We start from the raw sequence: 20,199 nt of genomic DNA, 5'->3' as shown, positions 1-20,199 counted from the left end.
AGTACACATCATAAATGACAAATTATTTGGTCGCCAGCGCACAGAAACCTTGATCTGTCTCTACCAAATGTGCCTCAGTAAAACCAGCCGTCGTGAGCATTTCGGTTAATCCTGTTCTCGATTGCCCAGAATGAGGAGTAAACCCAAGCGCAATTTTGCCACCACCCTTCATCACCCGCCATATTTCCCGTAGTCCAACCATCACATCTGGCCAAACTTGCATAGAGTTGATCGCCAAGACTTTATCAAATGTGTCATCTGCAAACGGCAGTTTTTCAACCGAGCCATACTCAAGTTGGACTAAGCCTGTCTCAATCGCTTTCGCATTCCGCGCTCTGGCTTGCTCAACCATTTCTTTTGAATAGTCAACACCTGCCACATACCCGGTTGACACCGCAGCCGCCAGAATTTCAATGCCTACTCCGGGGCCAAATCCAACTTCTAGCACTTTGTCATCCGGCTGAACTTCAAGGAGATGAATTACCCACTCGGTGAAATCACGCTTTGTGTGGGCTAAAATAAAACCTCCTAACCGACCCAGTATACCTTTGGGTCGTCCAAACATTTGCATCAAAAGACTGTCTACAATACTTAAATGCTGGTGTTGTTGCTGATGATTGTGCATAGTCTTGAGTGTCTCCTTCAATAACTTTTGTGAGCGATCATCAGTTTTTCTTGGCATATTACGGTGGCGATCGCTAACAGCTATTGATTTTGTTCGTCTCTATCGTGATCGGGATGCGAATCGGCTTCTACTACCTTTTGATAGAGCTTACTGATAAAGTTTTATTCTTCTCCAGACGCTTCATCACAGCAAGCGATCGCTCTTGGTTTACCATAAGAACTTAAAACTGTGGTAGGCGATCGCTATCTTTTCTAACTGAGAATCGCTTAACTTTTCAGACAGTCGCTACAAAATTGTATTTGGAGTTGATTGTTTCCCTAATATTACTGTCGGGAATATAGCAACACCACCTGATGATACTCAATTTTGCTTCTCCTCATTTTCAGGTTGTATGGCTTCTCGAAAAACTCTTCTAGCAAAATCAGGGTTCTCCTGCATCCGACGAAATAGAGCAGGCATTACCTTATAATGTTGCTTAATAAAATCCTCGTCATGCTGGGGAATGCGCCCAGCTAAAAAGATTAGCTCTTCCTCATTTAAATCCAGATTCTTGCCTAAAGATCTAATCACATCTTCTTTGGGAGGATAATCTGCGCGATCGTTCTCTAATTTAGACAGATAAGTGAAATTTAGTCCTATTAGTTTTGCTAGCTCACGTTGACTTAATCCCTTATCTTTGCGGGCTTGACGTATAAGCTCACCAAAACTTTGATTCACTGTTTTTTCCTACTCGGCCGCATATTATATCATCCTGTTGACGAAAAAATCAATCTAGGCTAGCTTGGTGTTGAATAAAAAATCAACATAAATGAGAATATAAATTATGGTGTGGCGGCCGTATGTCAGTTTTAACATTTGGTCACAGTTTGTTCCAGCTGTAGGAAAAGAATATTGGCACTGTGATATGAAAAGAGGTTTTACCAGAGCGCGGAAAAAAGAACCATTGGTTAAGTTTCTTTTAGAGCAAGATACTATTCCTCAAAAAATTGGCTTGTTGTCACAAAAAGGCATTTACGAATTTCATCAAGATATTCAATTATTGTGTCAATCAGATGGTGTAGAGATAGTAGCAGCAAAGCTGAAATTAACTCAAGAATCTGTCGAGGTTCAGCAGCGAGTTCTTAAAATTTTGGAAAACTACTATCAGACACCGATTCTCTTAGGAAAGACAATTATTCATCTTTGTAGAGGGGATGAAGGAATTCCAGAGCCAATTCTTATTCAGCAAGGTAATTATTTTTTGAATTTATTTGCAGCTATTGACTGCATTTTTATTGAAAACGGCAAACTACACATTTTAGATTTCAAAACAGGTACATCTGATTTTGATAGAAGGCAAGCTTTTGTTTACCTGTTAGCAGCTACTTATCTCTACCCTCAACAAAAAGCTGTTGCTTCATTTTATAACTTGGAAACTGGTAAGCGCTCTGAATTAATTACTGTTACAGATGCTCAATTAAAAGCAATTCAAGGAAAATTAGTGCAAATAGCCCAAGAACATCAAAAAGAGTTACAGCGCTATAAGAAAAATCCATTTGAATTTGCTGATATATTTCCAGCTAATCCCGGTATTCCTTGCCGCCATTGTCAATTCACATCAATTTGTCAATTTTATCAATTAGAGGTTTCTGCATGAATGTTGCTATTGCAACTTCCCCAACTTACACTTCGTTGAGTGAAGTTTTTCCAATCAAAATTTTAGAACTAAATTTAATGTGTTTTCGACTTACACCTGAAATTGAAAAAAAAGATGGAAATCGATTGAGTTACCATTTGAGTCGAAAGTTACCTGAAACTGTTGTCATATGGCACAAATTTCATTTCTGGCTTTTGGCAGCACATCATAGAGAATTACCTAGTAAAAAAGAATTAGAAGAGTTACTGAAAATTATTCAAAATGAAGTAGAAGATTTTAAAGAATACTTGTTTGGTTTTCAATCAGTTCCTCAGCCTCAGCCAACACCTTTTATTTATTCTCTTTTAGCTGTTCAAGTTTTGAATAAAGCTAAGTTTGATTCTCCGGTGGTTTTCTCTGACAATGGAATTATAGTCACAAGAGAGCCAGATTTTTGGGCAGAAAATCTTGAATTAATAGATGAGATAAAAGCTGCTGTTACTTTAACAATCTTTAGCAGCATTATGTTTCGTGAAACTTTAGCCGACTTCTACGAAAAACATCCCCAACGGCAAAATCCAGAACAATTTTTAATAGGTTTAAAGGTTCAAGAAAATGAGCGAGGTAATAACGCTACAATTGTAAATATTATTGGAAATATTGGAGAATATAGAGAAGAATTACTAGCAAAAGCAACTGGTTCAATTAGTAAACAAGCACTAAGAGATGCACCAGACGCTCAACCTATCGTTGCCATCCAGTTTGGTAAAAATACAAAACAATTTTACTATCCTATGGCTGCTTTACGTCCTTGCGTGACATCTGCAACAGCTAATTTATTGGGAGTAGAATATGGAAAGTTACTCAAGGCTGCTAAAATTACTCATCAAGACAGAACTCAACTGTTAACTTCATATAAAAAAACAGCCAAAGAGGTTTTAGCGGCATATGGAATGGAATTAGAACTTAGTATCAACAGCCGTGACTATCCCAACCTATTTTGGAAACCTCTTAGTAAACTAGAGGATACAAGATTACTTTTTGGTAATGGTGTTACTGTCAACAGAACTGAAATTCTCAAAGGATTATCAAGGGGTGGTGTTTATCGTCGTCATGTTCAATTTCAAGATAAATCAACAGTTATTCAGATTGCGGCATTAAAACTATGTGATGCAACAGTATCTTCTTTTCTGGAACAGTTAACCCAACGTTTAGCAAAATATGGCTTTAAAAGTCAGATAATTACAAAAAAATCTTTATCAGTCAAAAATTTAGCTAAAACAGAAGCAAGAGTAGCCGTTGAGAAAGCAGTTCATGAATTAGTTGAAATACCGCATGACATTGTTTTAGCCTTTTTACCTGAGAGCGATCGCCATACTGATGATACAGATGAAGGTAGCTTCTACCATCAAATTTACTCTTTGCTACTTCGTCGTCAGATTGCCAGCCAGATAATTTATGAGGATACTTTAAGCAATTTAGAGAGCTATCAGTATATTTTGAACCAGGTTATTCCGGGCATAATAGCCAAGTTGGGAAATTTACCTTTCGTTCTAGCTGAACCTTTAGAGACTGCTGACTACTTTATTGGCTTAGATATTTCGAGGATTTCAAAAAAGAGGCAAGCAGGAACAAGAAATGCTTGTGCAAGTGTACGTTTATATGGCAGGCAAGGAGAATTCGTTCGCTATCGACTCGAAGACGATCTTATAGATGGTGAGATAATACCACCTAAACTCTTGGAGCGATTATTACCTGCTACTGAATTAGCAAACAAAACCGTCTTAATTTACCGTGATGGTGCCTTTGTTGGCAAAGAAGCTGACTATTTAGCACATAGAGCCAAAGCCATAGGTGCCAAATTTATCTTAGTAGAATGTAAAAAATCTGGTGTTCCCCGCTTGTACAACATCAAGCAAAAAGCTGTGACAGCACCATCACAAGGATTAGCACTTTGTTTATCGTCTTGTGAAGCTATTCTGGTTACTACTAAAGTTCCTGATACAATTGGCTTGGCTCGTCCTATACGTTTGACTGTTCGTGAGCAAGGGCATCAAGTATCAATAGAAAGTGTTTTAGAAACAACTTTAAAACTAACGCTATTGCATCATGGAGCCTTGAAAGAACCCCGCTTACCGATGCCATTGTATGGTTCCGATCGCATGGCTTATTTACGATTACAAGGTATTCGTCCTAGCGTTATGGAAGGCGATCGTCAGTTTTGGCTGTAGTTGCGATCGCCTCAAGTTAGCATACCAGTCATTTTCATACTAGTGGGATATATCCCTGGGGTAGATAGCAAGCATAGCAATTCGTGCCAGAGAAAGACATTTATTAAGCAAGTATGTGTCATGCTTAACGAAATTGTTTTGTAATGCAAAGGTAGAACATCCAGCTATTAGTCAAAGGAGTGAAATCCTAAAACCTGTCCTCCTTTGCAAAGGAGTGCGGCATAAACTTGGGGGAAGAAAAGGCAATGAAAGCGAATGAATTACTGACACAATACGCTGCAGGTAAAAGAGACTTTACTGGAGCAGATTTGAGCGAGGCATACTTGGAAGGAGCTAATTTGAGTGGAGTCATTTTAGATAAAGCTATTCTAAGTGGAGCGGAGCTAAGTGGAGTCAATTTTAGTAAAGCTAGCCTGATTGAAGCTGATTTAAATGGAGCTAATTTAACTCAAGCAAATTTTACAGAAGCCAACTTGACTAAAGCTATTCTAGATGGAGCGATTTTAGAACAAGCCATTCTGGATGGTGCTAATTTGAGCCATGCAGACTTAACTATTGCAAAATTGATTGGTGCTTCTTTAAGCGAAACTGAATTGCAAGAGGCGAGTCTAAAAGCAGTTTCTTTAAATGAAGCAGATCTTACCCAAGCCGATTTGGAAAAAGCAGATTTAGCCCAAGCAGATTTGAGCCAAGCAGATTTGAACGAGGTTAACTTGAATGGTGCAAATCTGGAAGGAGCAATCTTGGATGAAGACATGACTAGGGGCTAGGGGCTAGGAAGAGGAGGAAGATAGGGAAGATGGGGAAGATGGGGAAGAATTTACTCTTATTACTTCCTCACCTCCCTCAACTCCCTTCTGCCTCCTGCCACGCCAGTCGCCCCAAGTCGGGGAACCCGCCCACGGCGCTGGCTCCTCTGCCTTCTGCCTTTACTTAAAAACTTCCAGGGATGTCATCAAGCGCTAGCAAGAAGTTAATTAAGTCAGTTTGCTGCTGTGGAGTATATCCAGCTTGTTGATCTATATAGAAATTATGTCCTGTGCCATCCAAATTACTCCGCTCCAAAGCAGGATAAGCTTTGTTGGCTCCGATGACAAAAGCCCGAAGGTTGCGATCAAATAAAGCACGCAAGCTGCTTTCAGCATCGGCAGGTATACCTTGGCTGAGAGTGCCAGTTAATCCTAACCCAGTAGGATCAATAACAGAAAAATTGCCATCTGGAGTAGCTTGCAAGCTTCCTGCCCGCACTGCCACACCACCATCGTGTAAATAGGGTGCGCTCAAAAACAAACCCCGTAAGGAAGTAGTTTTGTAACCTCCATTTGGCAATATACCTTGGGGTAAAGTTGTAGGGTTAATAGAGATGCCCCTTGTTGGTACATCTAACACTTGAGCGTTAGTAGGAATGGGAACGGGAGTGTCAAAGCTGTATAGTTGGGGCGGCACTAACAAATTATTCAGTGCTAGGCGAGATTCGGCACGGGCTGAGTTAGTACCAATTTCCTCGACAGGATGAATTTTGTTGTCGGTGAAGAAAGGTGGAATGTGGCAAGTTGCACATCCGGCTTGCTTAAACACTTTTGCCCCACGCACAACAGAACCACTTTTGAGTGCTTGCTGGTTTTCGGGAGTTTGGTTAGCAGGCGGCACCAAGCTATTTTGAAAAGCTGACATAGCATTGTTAGCAAATAGAAAAGTGCCACTGGCAATGTCATCCGGATTGCCAGTATTAGGACTAAAAACCAAACCGTTAAATGTAAATAAGCTAGGTTGCAGATTTGGATAAGTACCCGTACCTGGAGCAGGCACTTGATCTTCTAGTTCTGCTTGCGTAGCATTGGGTGCAACCTGCCGCAGCCACTCTGAGGGTTTTACTGGCGAGCCTGACGGTAAACGCAGGCTTGGATCGGCGGCATTTTGGAGAAATGTACCAATATAAACTTCTGGATCGATGCCAAGAGTTTGTTCGCTTAATTGGGCAGCTGCCAACAGGTTAATTTCTGAGGAATGAACGGCATTATTGAGAACACTGAGTCCCGCAAAAGGGCCAACCGCAGCTTCACCAGCCGTTCCATAGGGATGATTCCCAAATGTAAATAGATTGGGAATTTGGGTTGTATTGTTAATACCATCTGGTGTACTCTCAAAATGACCAAAAGGCACATCCATTACAGCATCATCGAAGGCTTGTTCAAATTTCTGAGGATCGGGCAATTGTACTAAATTACCTTTACTATCGATGATTGTCTTGCCGTTACCTTGGAATTGCGGATCTAAGGGATTAAATTTCAACCGCGCAAACCCCGCAGCCGTATTTTGTGCAAGTGCAATCAATATAGGAGTGGCTATTTCGCCATTAGGTGCTCCAGCAAGGCGTTTACCATTCTTATCAATTACTGCATGGCAGATTGCACAGGTGATATCGCCATTAGATTTCAGTCCTAAAGGAAAAGTCCCTCCCGCCTCTACTTTTAAGCCTGTATTAATACGAGTTCCTTGGGAAAATGTCCGACTACCCAAGGTTATATTTTTCAGGAGGGTAATCTCTAAGTTGTTTGTTGATTGTCCTTGCAATTGGGCGATCGCTATTCCTATTTCTGGGAAGAGGTTCTCTAAGCCCAGTCCAAAACCAAAAACTCTTTGTAAACCAAAAGTGTCACCAATTTTTCTGTTAAAAAATATGTCTTCTCCTTGGCTGATTAATTCCGACGTGATTTGGACTGCTCCTACTTTTTGATAAGAAACAGGATCGTTAGGATCTAGTCCTTGTTTTTGCACTAACTTTGCAGCTTGTTTTGGACTTAGCAGTTGACCAAAATAGTCATAATAACCAAGTGGTTGAGTAGGAGCAGGTTGCAGAAGGTTTATATTTGCAAAAGTTGCTTGGCTTGCCATCAACCAATTTGATAGCAGAATGCCAGAAAAACTCATGACAAAAACGAATACGAGAAAGATAATCCGCGCCTTGAAAGCAAACAATCCCCTAAATATAGTAGTTTTAGGGTTTATTTTTGATGGTTTCATATTGTAAATAATTAAAAAGAATTAATTAGGCAAAAACGCCAATTATGTAGATGCACAAATACTAAAAGTATTTTGATGTGTGTTGATTATAATGAAATAACTATCAATTACGTAAGTATTTATTTATCAATAGATATATTTTGAAAACCAAATTAATATTGTCATTTCAGAATGAGATGCTTGGGGTGATATGCCATTTAGACTGGACTCTCTACTGTGGAGCGATGGCTAGATGGAAAAGCAACATCTGAAGATTGTCAGGATGCCTTCGATGACTTAAGTATCAGTAATGAAATGGAACCATTGGATGCGATCGCCTTAGCTAACGAAATTGTTAGCTATCTCCTAAATGCTTGTGTGGATGTCAGCGAACAATCTTTAAGAAGCGATCTAGCTTGCGATTTGGCATGGGCTATTTATACAGCCGCAAAACTTCAAGAACGCCGGGGAAATGTAGGAAATTTAAAGCAGATTTTGTTAAGTTATGCAAATTTCATCCGAAAATCCCCAGAGTATGAAAATCTATTGAATTTCAACTGAGTATCCCAAGAGAGTTCTGAGCAAGTAGTAAAACCCAAGCTGTACTAGACTCAACTAAAATAACAGTAACCCTTCCACAACTTCAGAGATTACCTGAAGGTGATTAGGCATTTTCCCAATATAGAGATAATCGTACAGTTGATTTCTGGCACAGTGTCCATGTAGTAATCCTCCAGAAAGTAAGCGCCCTCTAAGGAAATCAACAAAGCTAATTTCATCATCGTCGTCAGAGATAACACAGTCTGCCTTGGCCATACCAACCTCAAAACCCATTGGCTCACAAGTGCTCATAGCCATGCCAACTGGTAAGAAGTCTACAGTCAAAACTGCTGGGTCAATTTTATTTTTCAGACAATAGTCGCGAGTCCAATCATCGACTTTTCCTGCTGCCCAATCTTGCTGAAACTTCTTCTTCGTCTCTAAAACTTCTGTCAGGCTTTCTTCTAAACTCAAAAAGGTAATTCCATGCATATACCAACGTAGCTCATCATTGTCAGATAAGTGATCGGACAAATTTGAGCCATTATAAAAGCTTAAAGCGATCAGAGTTGGGTCAAGCGACTGAATTAAATCTTTTGATATAGGTTTTGATGCAAACAGATTAACTGAATGAACATATTCATACCAAGCACGAACAGAAAATGGTAGTGTTCCCCACCGTTGTTCAAAGTCATCTAAAAACTGTAAGGTGTGGGACTGAACTGGAACAAATGCCCGATCGGATTCTAAAAATTGAAAACCTAATTTCTTGAGACGATGTACTATCATCTCTAAATTAATCTTGACACGCCTCATAGTCTCGCGTGCAACGGCTAGAGCATCACTTCTTAAAGGCTCCTCAACAATTTCACCTAATGCTTGAAGTTCATCCCAAACATTTTTGCGATCGCCTGTCAAATAACGAGAGAAAAATGACTGTTCTGGCATAATGTCAAGATTCTTGTCTTGATAAATACTGTTACTGTACCCAGAAAAAGCGCTCATCACTCATGGAGTGCCTGGAGTTTCCTTCTTCGGTGTACCGTATAAATAATGATCGTGTTCGCTAGCCCAATCGGATGGTGCGTCAACAGTTCCTGCGATCGCCTCCAGCACATCCCAAGCATCCCCAGATGATGGCTCCTTCAACTCTTGAATTGTAATCACATAACGTGTATTCGGCGTCAAATCCAAGGATACATCCGGACGCAAAACACTGCCATCAAATACAGCCGTTATCTTCTTGTTCATAAAAAACCTCTGGAATATTCCCCATATCTTATGCCGACAAATTTTCTAGATTCTTTATTCATTCAAAAGTACTTCAGACCTATTTTTTTCTTTGTGTTCTTTGTGTTCTTTGTGGTAGCCTGCGACAAGCCGAAGAAGGCGCGTCTACGTTAAATTGACATCTTGCACCTGTTGCAACAGCCTCTGGCTCTTGTTGATCTTGGTGCAATTTATCAGTTAAAAAAACTTCCCAGTTCGATTAGGTATTCTTCAAGCGAGAAAGGAGTAATTAGCCTGCGTAGGCAGGCTTAGTTTATGTAGCCGCACCCTTCTAGGGTGTCGGAATATTTTTGTTTGAGATTAGATAAAAAGCGATCGCCTGTAACGCCTTTAACTTCACCGCAAACAGCGTATTGCTACTAACAAACCCCTAGCCTTATTCAAAGTCTCCTCATACTCTTTCTCCGGCTCCGAATCTGCCACCAATCCCGCACCCGCTTGCACTGTTACAGTATTATTACGTACTACCATTGTACGAATTGCTATGGCAGTATTCAATTGTCCTTCAAAATCGTAGTATCCATAGACGCCAGAATACACACCCCGTCGAGAAGGCTCTAACTCATTGATAATTTCCATCGCTCGAATCTTGGGTGCGCCGCTCACTGTGCCTGCAGGGAAGCAAGCTTTGAGTAAATCCCATGCAGTCTTACCAGGTGCTAATTTACCCACTACATTGCTAACAATATGCATGACGTGGGAGTAACGCTCAATGACCATTAATTCGTCTACTTTTACCGTACCACTTTCGCAGACGCGCCCCAAATCATTGCGTCCTAAATCTACGAGCATAACGTGTTCGGCTATTTCCTTGGGATCTTTGAGTAAATCCTCAGCAAATGCTGCATCTTCTTTTGGTGACTTACCACGGGGACGAGTGCCAGCGATAGGACGTACTGTGGCGATTATCCCTCCTTCCGGATCGCGTTCTGCTTTTACCATCACTTCCGGGCTAGAACCGATGATTTGCCAATCCTGGAAGTTAAAGAATGACATATAAGGGGAAGGATTAATCTGACGCAAGGAACGGTATAAGGCAAAAGGATCGCCAGTGTACTCTGTTGATAAACGCTGGGAAATTACGACTTGGAAGATATCGCCAGCTTTGATGTATTCTTTTGCTTTAACAACGCTAGCGCAGAATTCTTCGCGGGTGAAATTACTTTGATATTCCTCTATTCCCGCTAATGCTCGATTTTCTGGTGGCTTCCATTCCAACAAGGTACTTTGTGGTGAAAGTGGTAGAGATAGTTTATGAACCATTTGAGTGACGCGATCGCACGCTTTTTCATACGCTGCTTGTAAATCCACATTCGGATCGCGCAAATCGGCATAAGCGATCGCCCAAATTTTCCGCTTTACCTGATCGAAAATCAACAGTTGATCTACCTGCATCCACAAACCATCAGGGATATTCCGCTCATCTTGGGGATGAACTGGCACACGCGGTTCTATCCACTGAATCAATTCATAGCCCCAAAACCCGAACAAACCACCAATTCCTGGCGGTAATTGGGGTAACTTGACTGGGTTTAGGGCTTCTAAGCATTGAGCTAAAGCTGTAAAAGGATCACCTTCAAATACAACTTGGGAACCGTCGCGATGCATCTGGGTAGTATGATTTCCCCTTGCTTCCAAAATCCATAAAGGATCACAGCCCAATAAACTATAGCGTCCTAGTTTTTCCCCACCTTCTACTGATTCCAACAAAAAACTATAAGGTTGTCCGGCACATACCTTATACCATGCGGAAACAGGCGTATCTAAATCCGCTACCCACTCTTGATATACCGGAACAAAGTTGCCAAATTTAGCTAAATCGGAGAATTGAGAGAAGTCAGGGAAAATCATAGTTTGTAAATTTAGGGACTAGGAACTAGAGAAAGTCTGAAGTCTGTAGCTACCATGCAGGCAGTTGACTGCTGGGTAAAATAAATTTACATATTTTATACTTCAGATTTCATACTTCTCTAGTCTCCAGTCCCAAATTTCCCTATTTAACTATGAATTGGGAGCGTCGTAGGTAGCTGTACCGCTGAACTTAAGTTTGGCAGGGCTGGGATTTTGTCCGATTCTGCGATCGTTGTAACGGACTTTTTGACGCCCTTGGTTAACCTTCTCTGGGAAGACACCATCAGCTGGGTGGATATAAGCAGTTTCTCCGTTGGGATAAATCCGGTAAATTTTGTAGTCCGTGATTTTGAACCTGCGGAGTTGACTGCCCAAAGCTATGCATTGCTCTTTACGAGCAAGATACAACAAGTTTTGTCCTTGCCGCATTTTGGCTGCGCCACCAGTGGGCATTTCAAAAACTTGCTCTTTTGGGCTAGTCCAAGTGATAGCGTATTTTTCTTCCACTTCTGCTTTCTTGAGCAAGCCGCCAGTGCTGCCGCCAAATATCGGAGTTTGTCCAGAAAGTGTTTCTGCCATAGAGGTTTCTCTCAACAGTTTTTAGGGAATCGTAACACCGCAACAGGGGTTATATTGCGATTGTGTAAGGAACTGTAACAGTTGTTTGGGGATTAGGGATTAGGGACTAGGGACAAATAAGAGGAGGGGGAGAGGGGGAGAGTGGGGGAGTGGGAGAATTTATCAAAAACATTCCCCTTGTCCTCTTCTTAGCCCCTAGCCTCTAGCCCCTAGCCTCTAGCCCCTACTTACTCTTCACTCTTGAGCGCGTTTGCTCTGAACTGCTTTCAATAGCGGGTATGGTGAAATGAAATTCACTACCTTGGTTTTTTCCAGTTGATTTTGCCCAAATTTCGCCACCCCAACCGTTAACTATTTGGCGACAAATTGCCAAGCCCAAGCCCGTACCACCAGTAGTACGCCGCAGTGCTCCCTCTTCTTGATAAAAGCGGTCAAACACAATTTCGAGGCGATTGGGTTCTATCCCCCTTCCCGTGTCAGCCACAGTTACCTCAACCATTTTATTATCGTTGCGAGTAGCTTTAATGGTGATTTGCCCTTCTGGTGGTGTAAATTTACAGGCGTTGTCTACAAGTTTGGCGATCACTTCCACCAACCAATCACCATCCGCTCTCACTAGGGGTAGGTTGGGTGCGATTTTGGTTGTAATTTTAGGTAGTGGATCGGTGGCAATACGGGTACGAATACGACTGAGTGCTAAATCTATACATTCTTGTAAGCTGAGGGATTCTGGATGCCACTCTACCCGCCCACTTTCAAGGTTAGAAAGCGTGAGGAAATCTTGGACAAGTTTTCGCATCCGTTCGGAATCGGCAAGGGCTGTATTCAGCATTACTTGCTGTAATTCTAAAGGCATATCAGGTTCGCTCGCAAGACTTTCCAAGCAGACTTGAATTGTAGATAAGGGTGTGCGAAGTTCGTGTCCAGTAATAGCAATCAGGTTGCTGCGAGTGCGATCTAGAGCTTCGAGTTGCTGGTTCAAGTCTTCTAGGTTAGCGTAAGCTTCTGCTTGAATCAGCGCTGCTCCAATTTGGGTGGCGATCGCTTTTACTAAATCCAATTCGCCGGCTTGCAAATCGTGGGGAGTGTGGCTGCAATAGTGCAATTCCACAATTCCCAACAATCGCCCCTGAAACAGCACCGGTTCCATCAACCAAGAGCGAATGGCAAATTTTTCCACCAGATGCCAAAGCGCTTTTGAATTACTTACCCGCGAATCGTTGACAGTATCAACAACACAAACGCCTTCATCTTGTTGGATAACTTCCTGAAATAGAGGATTATTTTCTAAAGGCCAAGCTTGCCCGGCAACAGATAAAACATTAGGACTCAAAAATTCGTGTTCAATGATTGCTTGGGTATCTGAAGCTTGAGCACGATAAATTAAACAGCGACAAGCCCCCAAGTGTTGTCCCAACTCTTGCGCTGCAACTTTGAGAATCTCTTGAGGATTGAGCGATCGCCTAATTGCAGTGCTAATCGAGTTGACTAAGCGTTCTTTGCGCGCTTGGGCAGCAATAGAACGATAGGCTTTGTGCAATTTGTACTGACTAGCTTGCAGGTATGTCACCAAACGCTGTACAAACGGATCAGTATCAATGTCACAAGCGTATTCGCTTAGTTGCTGTATTGGCTTTGAGTCACTCTTGCGCTCTCCAATTCCAAAGCGCTGGCACACCAAATCAATCTTATCTATCAACTCAGGTCTGTAATTTAAAATCCTCTCCAAAAGCAATTCAGCAGCTTTGAGGCTAACTCCCCTTTCTGCTGTCCAAATACCCTCAAACCTCCGTGCTGCATCCATATCTAGACTAGGGCTTAACTCTCTTAACTCTTTATTTTTGGCAAGAGAGCCAATACTTTCTCGGCATACTAGGCAAGTAGCGTAATTTTGAGCAATTACTATCAGATGCCACTCCTGACTTAAGGCATCATCTGGTCTAAAAGCTATCTTTTCATAGTATTCCGAGCTATTAGTGAAATCTGTTTCTGGAGCAGATAACACGTATATTTGATTACTTCGCTGGGCAAGCCGCTGATAACGATGAGCTTCTTGGCGATAAAATCGCTCTCGTTGAAAGCTAGCAATTACTAAAGGCTGCTCTAAAGTGGCAGCCAAAATCTGATCTTCCATCGCATGAGAAAGAGCCGTTAGCGAAGCTTTGAAATATAATTGGGGCCGCAGGTTAGGTAAAGCCTGAAGCAGATCGCTCAGCACGGAAATTGAAATGCTCATGAACGTCCTAAGGGAGCCACAATCTGGGCAAGATCCACATCACAGCTGCATTGTACAAATTACAACGAACTCTAAAGTCAAACAGATAGTTGCAATATGTAAAGAATGGTAAATAGCAGCTATATGGTAACTTTGGCAAAAGCAGGCGCAATCCGCATTGCTGTTAACAGTAAACTAAGGGAGGCGCTGGAGTGTCTGCATAATGCTCGATCAAAAGCAGATAGCGAACACCACCATTGTAGACTCACTTTTGTTTGTTTCCTGTACTTTTTGCAGCACAAGCTATGCACCTAGATGTTGTTTATCCACTTGCTAGCATCGTAATTTTCCAAAAAGTAGCTATTAGCTCAATATACAATCTTGCATTGCACTGCTAACAACCAAATATAGGCTGTTGTTGGACGAAGTGTATGAAGTATGTGCTTAAAAGCACAATTTAAAATTCCTATTTTTTTCTGTTTGAGCTTTATAAAACTTTAATTAAATATACAATTATAAAGATTTAGTGATGTTTCTCTGATGTGTTGCTGATTTTTAGGCGGATGTGATTATTATTTTTGTTCATATAGCTTATAAGATTTTCCAAGAGCGTCTTTTATCCTGTTGACGCTAAACTGACTCAAAACAAAGTATTGACCTTTACACGGAATATTGGCTGATGACACCGGATACGCTCATGACACCGGAAAAAATTGTCTTGGATGGAAAAACTTTTGTTCCTGCGGAATTTCTACCTATCCCAGAATGGCCTTGCGTTATTAGTGAAAGACCACAACCGACACTTACTGTTAAAGATGATGATTTATTTTTAGTTACAGATACTTTAGGTAATATTTCTGGGTGTTCGATCAACGACGGCAATCCTAGCATGGGGCTATTTTGCTCTGATACCCGGTTTCTGAGCCGTTTAGAGTTGCAGATTAACGAGCATTCACCTATTTTGCTCAGTAGTACTGCTGACAAAGGTTTCTCGCTTTCGGTGTTATGTACTAATCCCAGAATTGACGATCGCCTTCAAGCCGATACAATTGGAATTCGTCGAGAAATTGTACTGAATGGGGCATTATTTGAAGAAATAGAAATATCCAACTACAGTACAACCACAGTCTCCTTTGAAATAAGCATCAGTTTTGAAGCAGATTTTGCTGATTTATTTGAAGTTCGAGGCTTTGGTAGGGAAAAACGGGGTAAGCTTTTACGCCTAGTAGAACCAAAATTTGAGGAAGGAGTAAATGCTTCTGGTGATGGTGCTTCTCCTCCCCAAATTCATTTACATTCAGGTCAGGAAAAAATCTTAACGCTGGCTTACCAAGGTTTGGATGGCTTGGTAATGGAATCTCGCATCAACTTCCAATATCGCCTACCAGACTTTTTCAAGGGTTACACGGCAGTGTGGCAGCTAGAGATGGCACCCCACGAAACACAAAAGTTGGGCTACAGGCTCAATATGTTGACGAATAACAAGCCTAGTTCGACTGTGAGTTCTGCTGTCACCTTAGTTCAGGCAAAAGCTGCCGAGATGATGGAAGAACAAAACTGGGTGCAACAGATTACACGTATTCGTGCTGATGACAGGGGTACTTTTAATCGAGTGCTTGAACGCGCTGAACAAGATATGTATTTGTTGCGCCAGTCTTTTGGCAAATACAAAACAGTGTCTGCGGGAGTGCCTTGGTATTCCACGCTATTTGGTCGGGATTCTATTATTACAGCTTCCCAAACTTTAATGTTAAATTCCCAAATTGCGAAGGAAACTCTAATTCTCTTAGCACAATATCAAGGCAAAGTCGAGGATGAGTGGCGCGAAGAAGAACCGGGCAAAATTCTCCACGAGATCCGGTTGGGGGAACTAGCTCGTTGTCAAGAAATACCTCATACACCTTACTACGGTACTGTTGACGCCACCCCTTTATGGCTGATGCTTTATGCCGAATACTATGCTTGGACTCACGATCTAGAAACTTTAGAACAGCTTTGGCCGAATGCACTAGCGGCGATGGAGTGGATCGACCGTAATATGAAAGAAACTGGCTATCTCAGTTACTACCGCAAATCCAGACGTGGACTTGCTAACCAAGGCTGGAAAGACTCTGGTGATTGTATTGTCAACCGCAAGGGAGAGCTAGCCAATGGGGCAATTGCTCTTTGTGAAGTACAAGGCTATGTTTATGCAGCAAAAATGCGTTTGGCAGAAATTGCCAGGATGAAGAAGCGGCTAGACTTGGCAGACAGATGGTTAGAAGAGGCAAGAAACCTGAAGTTGAGGTTTAACAGAGACTTTTGGATGGAAGATCAGGATTTCTGCGCCTTGGCTTTAGATGGAGATGGCAAGCAAGTAGATAGCATTACCTCAAATCCAGGTCATTGTTTGCATTTAGGCATCTTTACGCCTGAGAAAGCTTACAGTGTTGCGGAGCGGCTGCGGGCACCAGATATGTTTAATGGTTGGGGTATTCGGACTTTAAGTAGCTTATCACCAGCTTACAATCCGATGGGCTATCATATAGGTTCTGTGTGGCCCCATGATAATGCATTAATTGCGATGGGGTTGCGATCGCTTGGTTTAGTCGATCAAGCCTTGGAACTTTTTGAAGGCTTATTCGACATGACTAGAAAGCAGCCTTACAATCGTCCTCCAGAATTGTTTTGCGGCTTCGAGCGGATTGGAGATAATACGCCTGTGCAATATCCAGTCGCTTGTACTCCCCAAGCTTGGGCTACTGGTAGTATTTTTCAACTACTGCAAATGATGGTGAACTTGGTACCTGACGCTCCCAACAACTGCCTCAGAATTATCGATCCTGCTTTACCAGAATCAATTAATCGCCTTTCACTTCATAATCTACGAGTTGGCCCTACCATCCTCGATTTGGAATTCGAGCGTTCTGGCAGCACAACTGCTTGCCGAGTTGCCAAAAAGCGCGGTAACCTCCGGGTTGTAATTGAAGCGTAGAAGGGACTAGGGACTAGGGACTAGGGACTAGGAACAGGACAAGGAGAAGGTAAATAAAAATTCCTCCTAATACCCAATCCCCAGTACCCAGTACCCAATTGCCAATCCCCAATCCCTGCCTAGCTCTCTTCTTGAGTTTCGCTTTTTTGTCCTGGAGAAGATTCGTAAAGAGCATCTAACTGTTGGCGAGCGTCATCAACGTTGATAGAACGCATCACCAAAAGAGGCTCTTTAATTAAATTGCCCGAACTATCCAATAATTCCGGATGAGGTGTAAGTGTCCTTTTGGATGCTGGATAGGAAAAGTTACCGCGTTCTGCTGTTGAAGAGTAACTAGCCGGATAATTCCGCTCTTTATAAAAGCTGAACATGACTAAATTGCGAATTAAGTTGGCAACAGCGATAACAGCAAGAATCGTAAAAGCAAGAATGTAAAGTAGGTGTAACATCGGGTTTTCCTCCAGGGCAGCCATTTTTCAAAAAATATTATTGTTACGATTTACATCACCCAACCTGGAAATTAGGCTAGAGCGAATACCGAAATTTCTCCGAATGCGCCTGCGACGATTTGCGGCTATACTGCAAGCAAAGTTTTTAAAGTATCATATAATACAATTGCTGTTAAGTGAGAGAATGCTTTTAAAGATTTAATACTTTATGTTATATGCCGTCTTGCTGTTGCAAAGTAGCCTGCTCAGTTCGGAATCGCATTGCTACTTTCCAGCATTCTGATAGCAATTGATGCCAAGGCATTAAGGTTGCCATATCTATACCTACTTGTCCTTGTGTTGCATTAAACAGCATCTTTGCTGTATTTACTTCTTCTTGTGCTTGCTTGACTCGCTCTAATAATTTTGTTTGCTCTTGAACGCCCAAAAAATCAAGCTGCTCTGTTTCCAGCAAGGTACGCGATCGCGCAAACCAATACTGAAAATCCTCTAACAGTGGTTGCAAAATTGTTTTCAGCAATTCAGGTTCCGATAAGTTTGAGTCTTGCATAATTGACAAGCATATTTCCAAGTTTCTTATTAATATTAACGTTATTTACGATTCTTAACATTTGGTAATTACTTGATTGATAACAAAATTTTAAAAAATGTATCTTAAGATACACTATTAGTATTTTATATAGCTACAACAGCTTTGACACTAAACCTTGGGCAGAGTACATAAATATTTTGTGAATATAGTCAGAAAAAATGAATAGAACTCAGAACTCATAATTGGTGAATTCTTCTGGCTGCTGACTTCTGACTCCTGGCTTCTTTATTTCGATACAAATCCCGACTGAATGTTGTGACTGGTGGCGAATAGTACGACATCAGGGTCGTTAATATATATTCAGTCGAAGAAATTACAATTAAGCAACTACGTCGCCAATGGATCAGCAGCCAATGTCGCCTTCCGAACATTTAAGTCAATTAGAACAACCTGAGCAAAAAATTCATCTGCCACGTACCAGCGAATCTGAAAACTTGAAGAAAATTCGCCATACCACATCTCACGTTATGGCGATGGCAGTACAAAAGCTGTTTCCCAAGGCGCAAGTTACAATCGGCCCGTGGATAGAAAGCGGCTTTTACTATGATTTTGATAATCCAGAGCCATTTACAGAAAAGGATCTCAAAGCCATCAAGAAAGAGATGGATAAGATCATTAATCGGAAATTACCAGTAATTCGCGAACAAGTCAGCCGCGAGGAAGCGGAACGGCGAATTAAAGAAATTAAGGAACCTTATAAGTTAGAAATACTAGCAGATATTAAAGAAGAACCAATCACAATCTACCACTTAGGCGATGAATGGTGGGACTTGTGCGCTGGCCCCCATGTAGAAAATACTAAAGAGTTAAATCCAAAAGCAATTGAATTAGAAAGTCTAGCAGGCGCTTATTGGCGTGGAGATGAAAACAAAGCACAATTGCAGCGCATCTACGGTACTGCTTGGGAAACGCCAGAACAGCTCGCAGAATATAAACGGCGTAAAGAAGAAGCACAGCGACGCGATCACCGTAAACTCGGTAAGGAACTAGGGTTATTTATATTTTCTGACTTAGTGGGGCCGGGGTTGCCTTTATGGACGCCAAAAGGAACTTTATTGCGGAGTATTTTGGAAGACTTTCTCAAGCAAGAACAGCTAAAACGCGGTTATTTACCAGTGGTAACACCGCATATTGGCAGAGTAGATTTATTTAAAACTTCTGGACATTGGCAGAAGTATAAAGAAGACTTATTTCCAATGATGGCAGAGAATGAGGAAGCAGCGGCACACGAACAAGGTTTTGTTCTTAAAGCCATGAATTGTCCCTTCCACATTCAGATATATAAGAGTGAGTTGCGCTCTTACCGAGAACTGCCGATACGCTTTGCAGAATTTGGCACTGTTTACCGCTATGAACAATCAGGGGAATTAGGTGGGTTAACACGAGTACGCGGTTTTACTCAAGATGACGCCCACATATTTGTCACCCCGGAACAGCTTGATAGCGAATTCCTCAACGTGGTGGATTTAATCTTGTCGGTTATTAAGATTCTTAAATTAGATCAAAACTTCAAGGCAAGACTGAGTTTCCGCGATCCAGCTAGTGATAAGTATATTGGTTCGGATGACGCTTGGGACAAAGCTGAAACTGCTATTCGGCGAGCAGTGGAAACTTTGGGCATGAATCACTTTGAGGGTATCGGTGAAGCTGCGTTTTATGGCCCCAAATTAGATTTTATCGTCCGCGATGCTTTAGACAGAGAATGGCAATTGGGAACTGTGCAGGTTGATTACAACTTGCCAGAAAGATTTGATTTGGAGTACGTCGCCGAAGATGGTTCTCGCAAACGCCCAGTGATGATCCACCGTGCGCCTTTTGGTTCTCTAGAAAGACTTATTGGTATCTTAATCGAAGAGTATGCAGGGGATTTCCCCTTGTGGTTAGCGCCAGTGCAAATCAGATTGCTACCAGTTAGTGAAGTGCAGTTGGATTTTGCCAAACAAGTAGCGGCGAAAATGTCAGCACAGGGTATTCGTGCCGAGGTAGATACCAGTGGCGATCGCCTGGGTAAACTCATTCGCAATGCCGAAAAAGAGAAGATCCCCGTGATGGCAGTCGTGGGAGCAAAAGAAGTGGAAACAAATTCTTTGAGCATCCGTACTCGCGCAAATGGGGAATTGGGGACTATACCTATTGACGAAGTTTTGGGTAAGATGAAGGAAGCGATCGCCAACTTCAAGATTTTTTAACAAGTTGTGGGGTGGGCATTGCCCACCTGACATAATTCCAATATAA

Annotated in this window: 16 protein-coding genes; 6 read left to right on the top strand and 10 right to left on the bottom strand. The window is 41.8% G+C overall.

Going from position 1 to position 20,199, the window contains the following annotated elements:
• Nucleotides 1-22: 22 nt before the first annotated feature.
• Together UYC_RS0134240 and UYC_RS0134235 are read right to left on the bottom strand one after the other, a co-directional pair.
• Complete coding sequence (locus UYC_RS0134240; RefSeq protein ID WP_016876101.1) at nt 23-682, bottom strand: class I SAM-dependent methyltransferase; 660 nt, start codon at nt 680-682, stop codon at nt 23-25.
• 303 nt (nt 683-985) lie between these two features.
• The gene (locus UYC_RS0134235) at nt 986-1,342 is read right to left on the bottom strand and encodes a helix-turn-helix domain-containing protein (RefSeq protein ID WP_016876100.1); all 357 of its coding nucleotides are present in this window, start codon (nt 1,340-1,342) and stop codon (nt 986-988) included.
• 106 nt (nt 1,343-1,448) lie between these two features.
• Here UYC_RS0134235 and UYC_RS0134230 point away from each other — a divergent pair, with 106 nt between their 5' ends.
• The 3 genes from UYC_RS0134230 to UYC_RS0134220 all read left to right on the top strand — a co-directional run bounded on the left by UYC_RS0134230 (nt 1,449) and on the right by UYC_RS0134220 (nt 5,241).
• Nucleotides 1,449-2,261: a PD-(D/E)XK nuclease family protein gene (locus tag UYC_RS0134230; protein WP_016876099.1), complete on the top strand. Its 813-nt coding sequence runs from the start codon at nt 1,449-1,451 to the stop codon at nt 2,259-2,261.
• Nucleotides 2,258-4,471: a Piwi domain-containing protein gene (locus UYC_RS0134225; RefSeq protein ID WP_016876098.1), complete on the top strand. Its 2,214-nt coding sequence runs from the start codon at nt 2,258-2,260 to the stop codon at nt 4,469-4,471. The genes UYC_RS0134230 and UYC_RS0134225 overlap by 4 nt, the downstream gene beginning before the upstream one ends.
• A gap of 245 nt (nt 4,472-4,716) precedes the next feature.
• A complete protein-coding gene (locus tag UYC_RS0134220) occupies nt 4,717-5,241 on the top strand; it encodes a pentapeptide repeat-containing protein (protein ID WP_016876097.1) in 525 nt (174 codons plus the stop codon).
• Nucleotides 5,242-5,404: 163 nt separating this feature from the next.
• On the opposite strand, the gene UYC_RS0134215 is transcribed toward UYC_RS0134220, so the two are convergent.
• Complete coding sequence (locus tag UYC_RS0134215; RefSeq protein WP_016876096.1) at nt 5,405-7,402, bottom strand: di-heme oxidoredictase family protein; 1,998 nt, start codon at nt 7,400-7,402, stop codon at nt 5,405-5,407.
• A 309-nt stretch (nt 7,403-7,711) separates the two neighbouring features.
• Between UYC_RS0134215 and UYC_RS0134210 the strand changes: the two genes are divergently transcribed.
• Nucleotides 7,712-8,035, top strand: a complete 324-nt coding sequence (locus UYC_RS0134210; protein ID WP_016876095.1) for a hypothetical protein — start codon at nt 7,712-7,714, stop codon at nt 8,033-8,035.
• A gap of 54 nt (nt 8,036-8,089) precedes the next feature.
• Here the strand turns inward: UYC_RS0134210 and UYC_RS0134205 are convergent, their stop codons facing one another.
• From UYC_RS0134205 to UYC_RS0134185, 5 genes are all read right to left on the bottom strand, one after another.
• Nucleotides 8,090-9,019 (bottom strand): hypothetical protein, encoded by a 930-nt coding sequence (locus UYC_RS0134205; RefSeq protein WP_016876094.1) that lies wholly within the window; start codon nt 9,017-9,019, stop codon nt 8,090-8,092.
• Nucleotides 9,020-9,022: 3 nt separating this feature from the next.
• Nucleotides 9,023-9,265 (bottom strand): antitoxin family protein, encoded by a 243-nt coding sequence (locus UYC_RS0134200; protein WP_016876093.1) that lies wholly within the window; start codon nt 9,263-9,265, stop codon nt 9,023-9,025.
• Between the two features lie 375 nt (nt 9,266-9,640).
• The gene (gene trpE / locus UYC_RS0134195; RefSeq protein WP_016876092.1) at nt 9,641-11,155 is read right to left on the bottom strand and encodes an anthranilate synthase component I; all 1,515 of its coding nucleotides are present in this window, start codon (nt 11,153-11,155) and stop codon (nt 9,641-9,643) included.
• Nucleotides 11,156-11,305: 150 nt separating this feature from the next.
• Nucleotides 11,306-11,734, bottom strand: coding sequence for a photosystem I reaction center subunit II PsaD (locus tag UYC_RS0134190; RefSeq protein ID WP_016876091.1), 429 nt, complete (start codon nt 11,732-11,734; stop codon nt 11,306-11,308).
• A gap of 223 nt (nt 11,735-11,957) precedes the next feature.
• Nucleotides 11,958-13,970, bottom strand: a complete 2,013-nt coding sequence (locus UYC_RS0134185) for a DICT sensory domain-containing protein (RefSeq protein WP_016876090.1) — start codon at nt 13,968-13,970, stop codon at nt 11,958-11,960.
• 658 nt (nt 13,971-14,628) lie between these two features.
• On the opposite strand from UYC_RS0134185, the gene UYC_RS0134180 reads away from it, so the two are divergent.
• Nucleotides 14,629-16,923 (top strand): amylo-alpha-1,6-glucosidase, encoded by a 2,295-nt coding sequence (locus UYC_RS0134180; RefSeq protein WP_026087554.1) that lies wholly within the window; start codon nt 14,629-14,631, stop codon nt 16,921-16,923.
• A gap of 119 nt (nt 16,924-17,042) precedes the next feature.
• Here the strand turns inward: UYC_RS0134180 and UYC_RS0134175 are convergent, their stop codons facing one another.
• Both UYC_RS0134175 and UYC_RS0134170 read right to left on the bottom strand, forming a co-directional pair.
• Nucleotides 17,043-17,372, bottom strand: coding sequence for a DUF2973 domain-containing protein (locus UYC_RS0134175; protein WP_026087553.1), 330 nt, complete (start codon nt 17,370-17,372; stop codon nt 17,043-17,045).
• Between the two features lie 211 nt (nt 17,373-17,583).
• Nucleotides 17,584-17,922 carry a DUF2605 domain-containing protein gene (locus tag UYC_RS0134170; RefSeq protein ID WP_016876087.1) on the bottom strand — a complete coding sequence of 113 codons (339 nt, stop codon included), beginning with the start codon at nt 17,920-17,922 and terminating at the stop codon, nt 17,584-17,586.
• 380 nt (nt 17,923-18,302) lie between these two features.
• On the opposite strand from UYC_RS0134170, the gene thrS reads away from it, so the two are divergent.
• The gene (gene thrS / locus UYC_RS0134165; RefSeq protein WP_016876086.1) at nt 18,303-20,153 is read left to right on the top strand and encodes a threonine--tRNA ligase; all 1,851 of its coding nucleotides are present in this window, start codon (nt 18,303-18,305) and stop codon (nt 20,151-20,153) included.
• Nucleotides 20,154-20,199: the final 46 nt, after the last annotated feature.

It is taken from the genome of Chlorogloeopsis fritschii PCC 6912 (genome assembly GCF_000317285.1).
GTDB lineage: Bacteria > Cyanobacteriota > Cyanobacteriia > Cyanobacteriales > Nostocaceae > Chlorogloeopsis > Chlorogloeopsis fritschii.
The sequence above is the reverse complement of the archived record's forward strand: the minus strand, read 5'-3'. Positions and strand labels throughout refer to the sequence as shown.

Coding starts and splice junctions, on each gene's coding strand:
- UYC_RS0134230 (WP_016876099.1), top strand. CDS start 1,449: ATGGTGTGGCGGCCGTATGTCAGTTTTAACATTTGGTCACAGTTTGTT.
- UYC_RS0134190 (WP_016876091.1), bottom strand. CDS start 11,734: ATGGCAGAAACACTTTCTGGACAAACTCCGATATTTGGCGGCAGCACT.
- UYC_RS0134170 (WP_016876087.1), bottom strand. CDS start 17,922: ATGCAAGACTCAAACTTATCGGAACCTGAATTGCTGAAAACAATTTTG.
- UYC_RS0134215 (WP_016876096.1), bottom strand. CDS start 7,402: ATGAGTTTTTCTGGCATTCTGCTATCAAATTGGTTGATGGCAAGCCAA.
- UYC_RS0134200 (WP_016876093.1), bottom strand. CDS start 9,265: ATGAACAAGAAGATAACGGCTGTATTTGATGGCAGTGTTTTGCGTCCG.
- UYC_RS0134185 (WP_016876090.1), bottom strand. CDS start 13,970: ATGAGCATTTCAATTTCCGTGCTGAGCGATCTGCTTCAGGCTTTACCT.
- thrS (WP_016876086.1), top strand. CDS start 18,303: ATGGATCAGCAGCCAATGTCGCCTTCCGAACATTTAAGTCAATTAGAA.
- UYC_RS0134205 (WP_016876094.1), bottom strand. CDS start 9,019: ATGAGCGCTTTTTCTGGGTACAGTAACAGTATTTATCAAGACAAGAAT.
- UYC_RS0134225 (WP_016876098.1), top strand. CDS start 2,258: ATGAATGTTGCTATTGCAACTTCCCCAACTTACACTTCGTTGAGTGAA.
- UYC_RS0134175 (WP_026087553.1), bottom strand. CDS start 17,372: ATGTTACACCTACTTTACATTCTTGCTTTTACGATTCTTGCTGTTATC.
- UYC_RS0134180 (WP_026087554.1), top strand. CDS start 14,629: ATGACACCGGATACGCTCATGACACCGGAAAAAATTGTCTTGGATGGA.
- UYC_RS0134240 (WP_016876101.1), bottom strand. CDS start 682: ATGCCAAGAAAAACTGATGATCGCTCACAAAAGTTATTGAAGGAGACA.
- UYC_RS0134220 (WP_016876097.1), top strand. CDS start 4,717: ATGAAAGCGAATGAATTACTGACACAATACGCTGCAGGTAAAAGAGAC.
- trpE (WP_016876092.1), bottom strand. CDS start 11,155: ATGATTTTCCCTGACTTCTCTCAATTCTCCGATTTAGCTAAATTTGGC.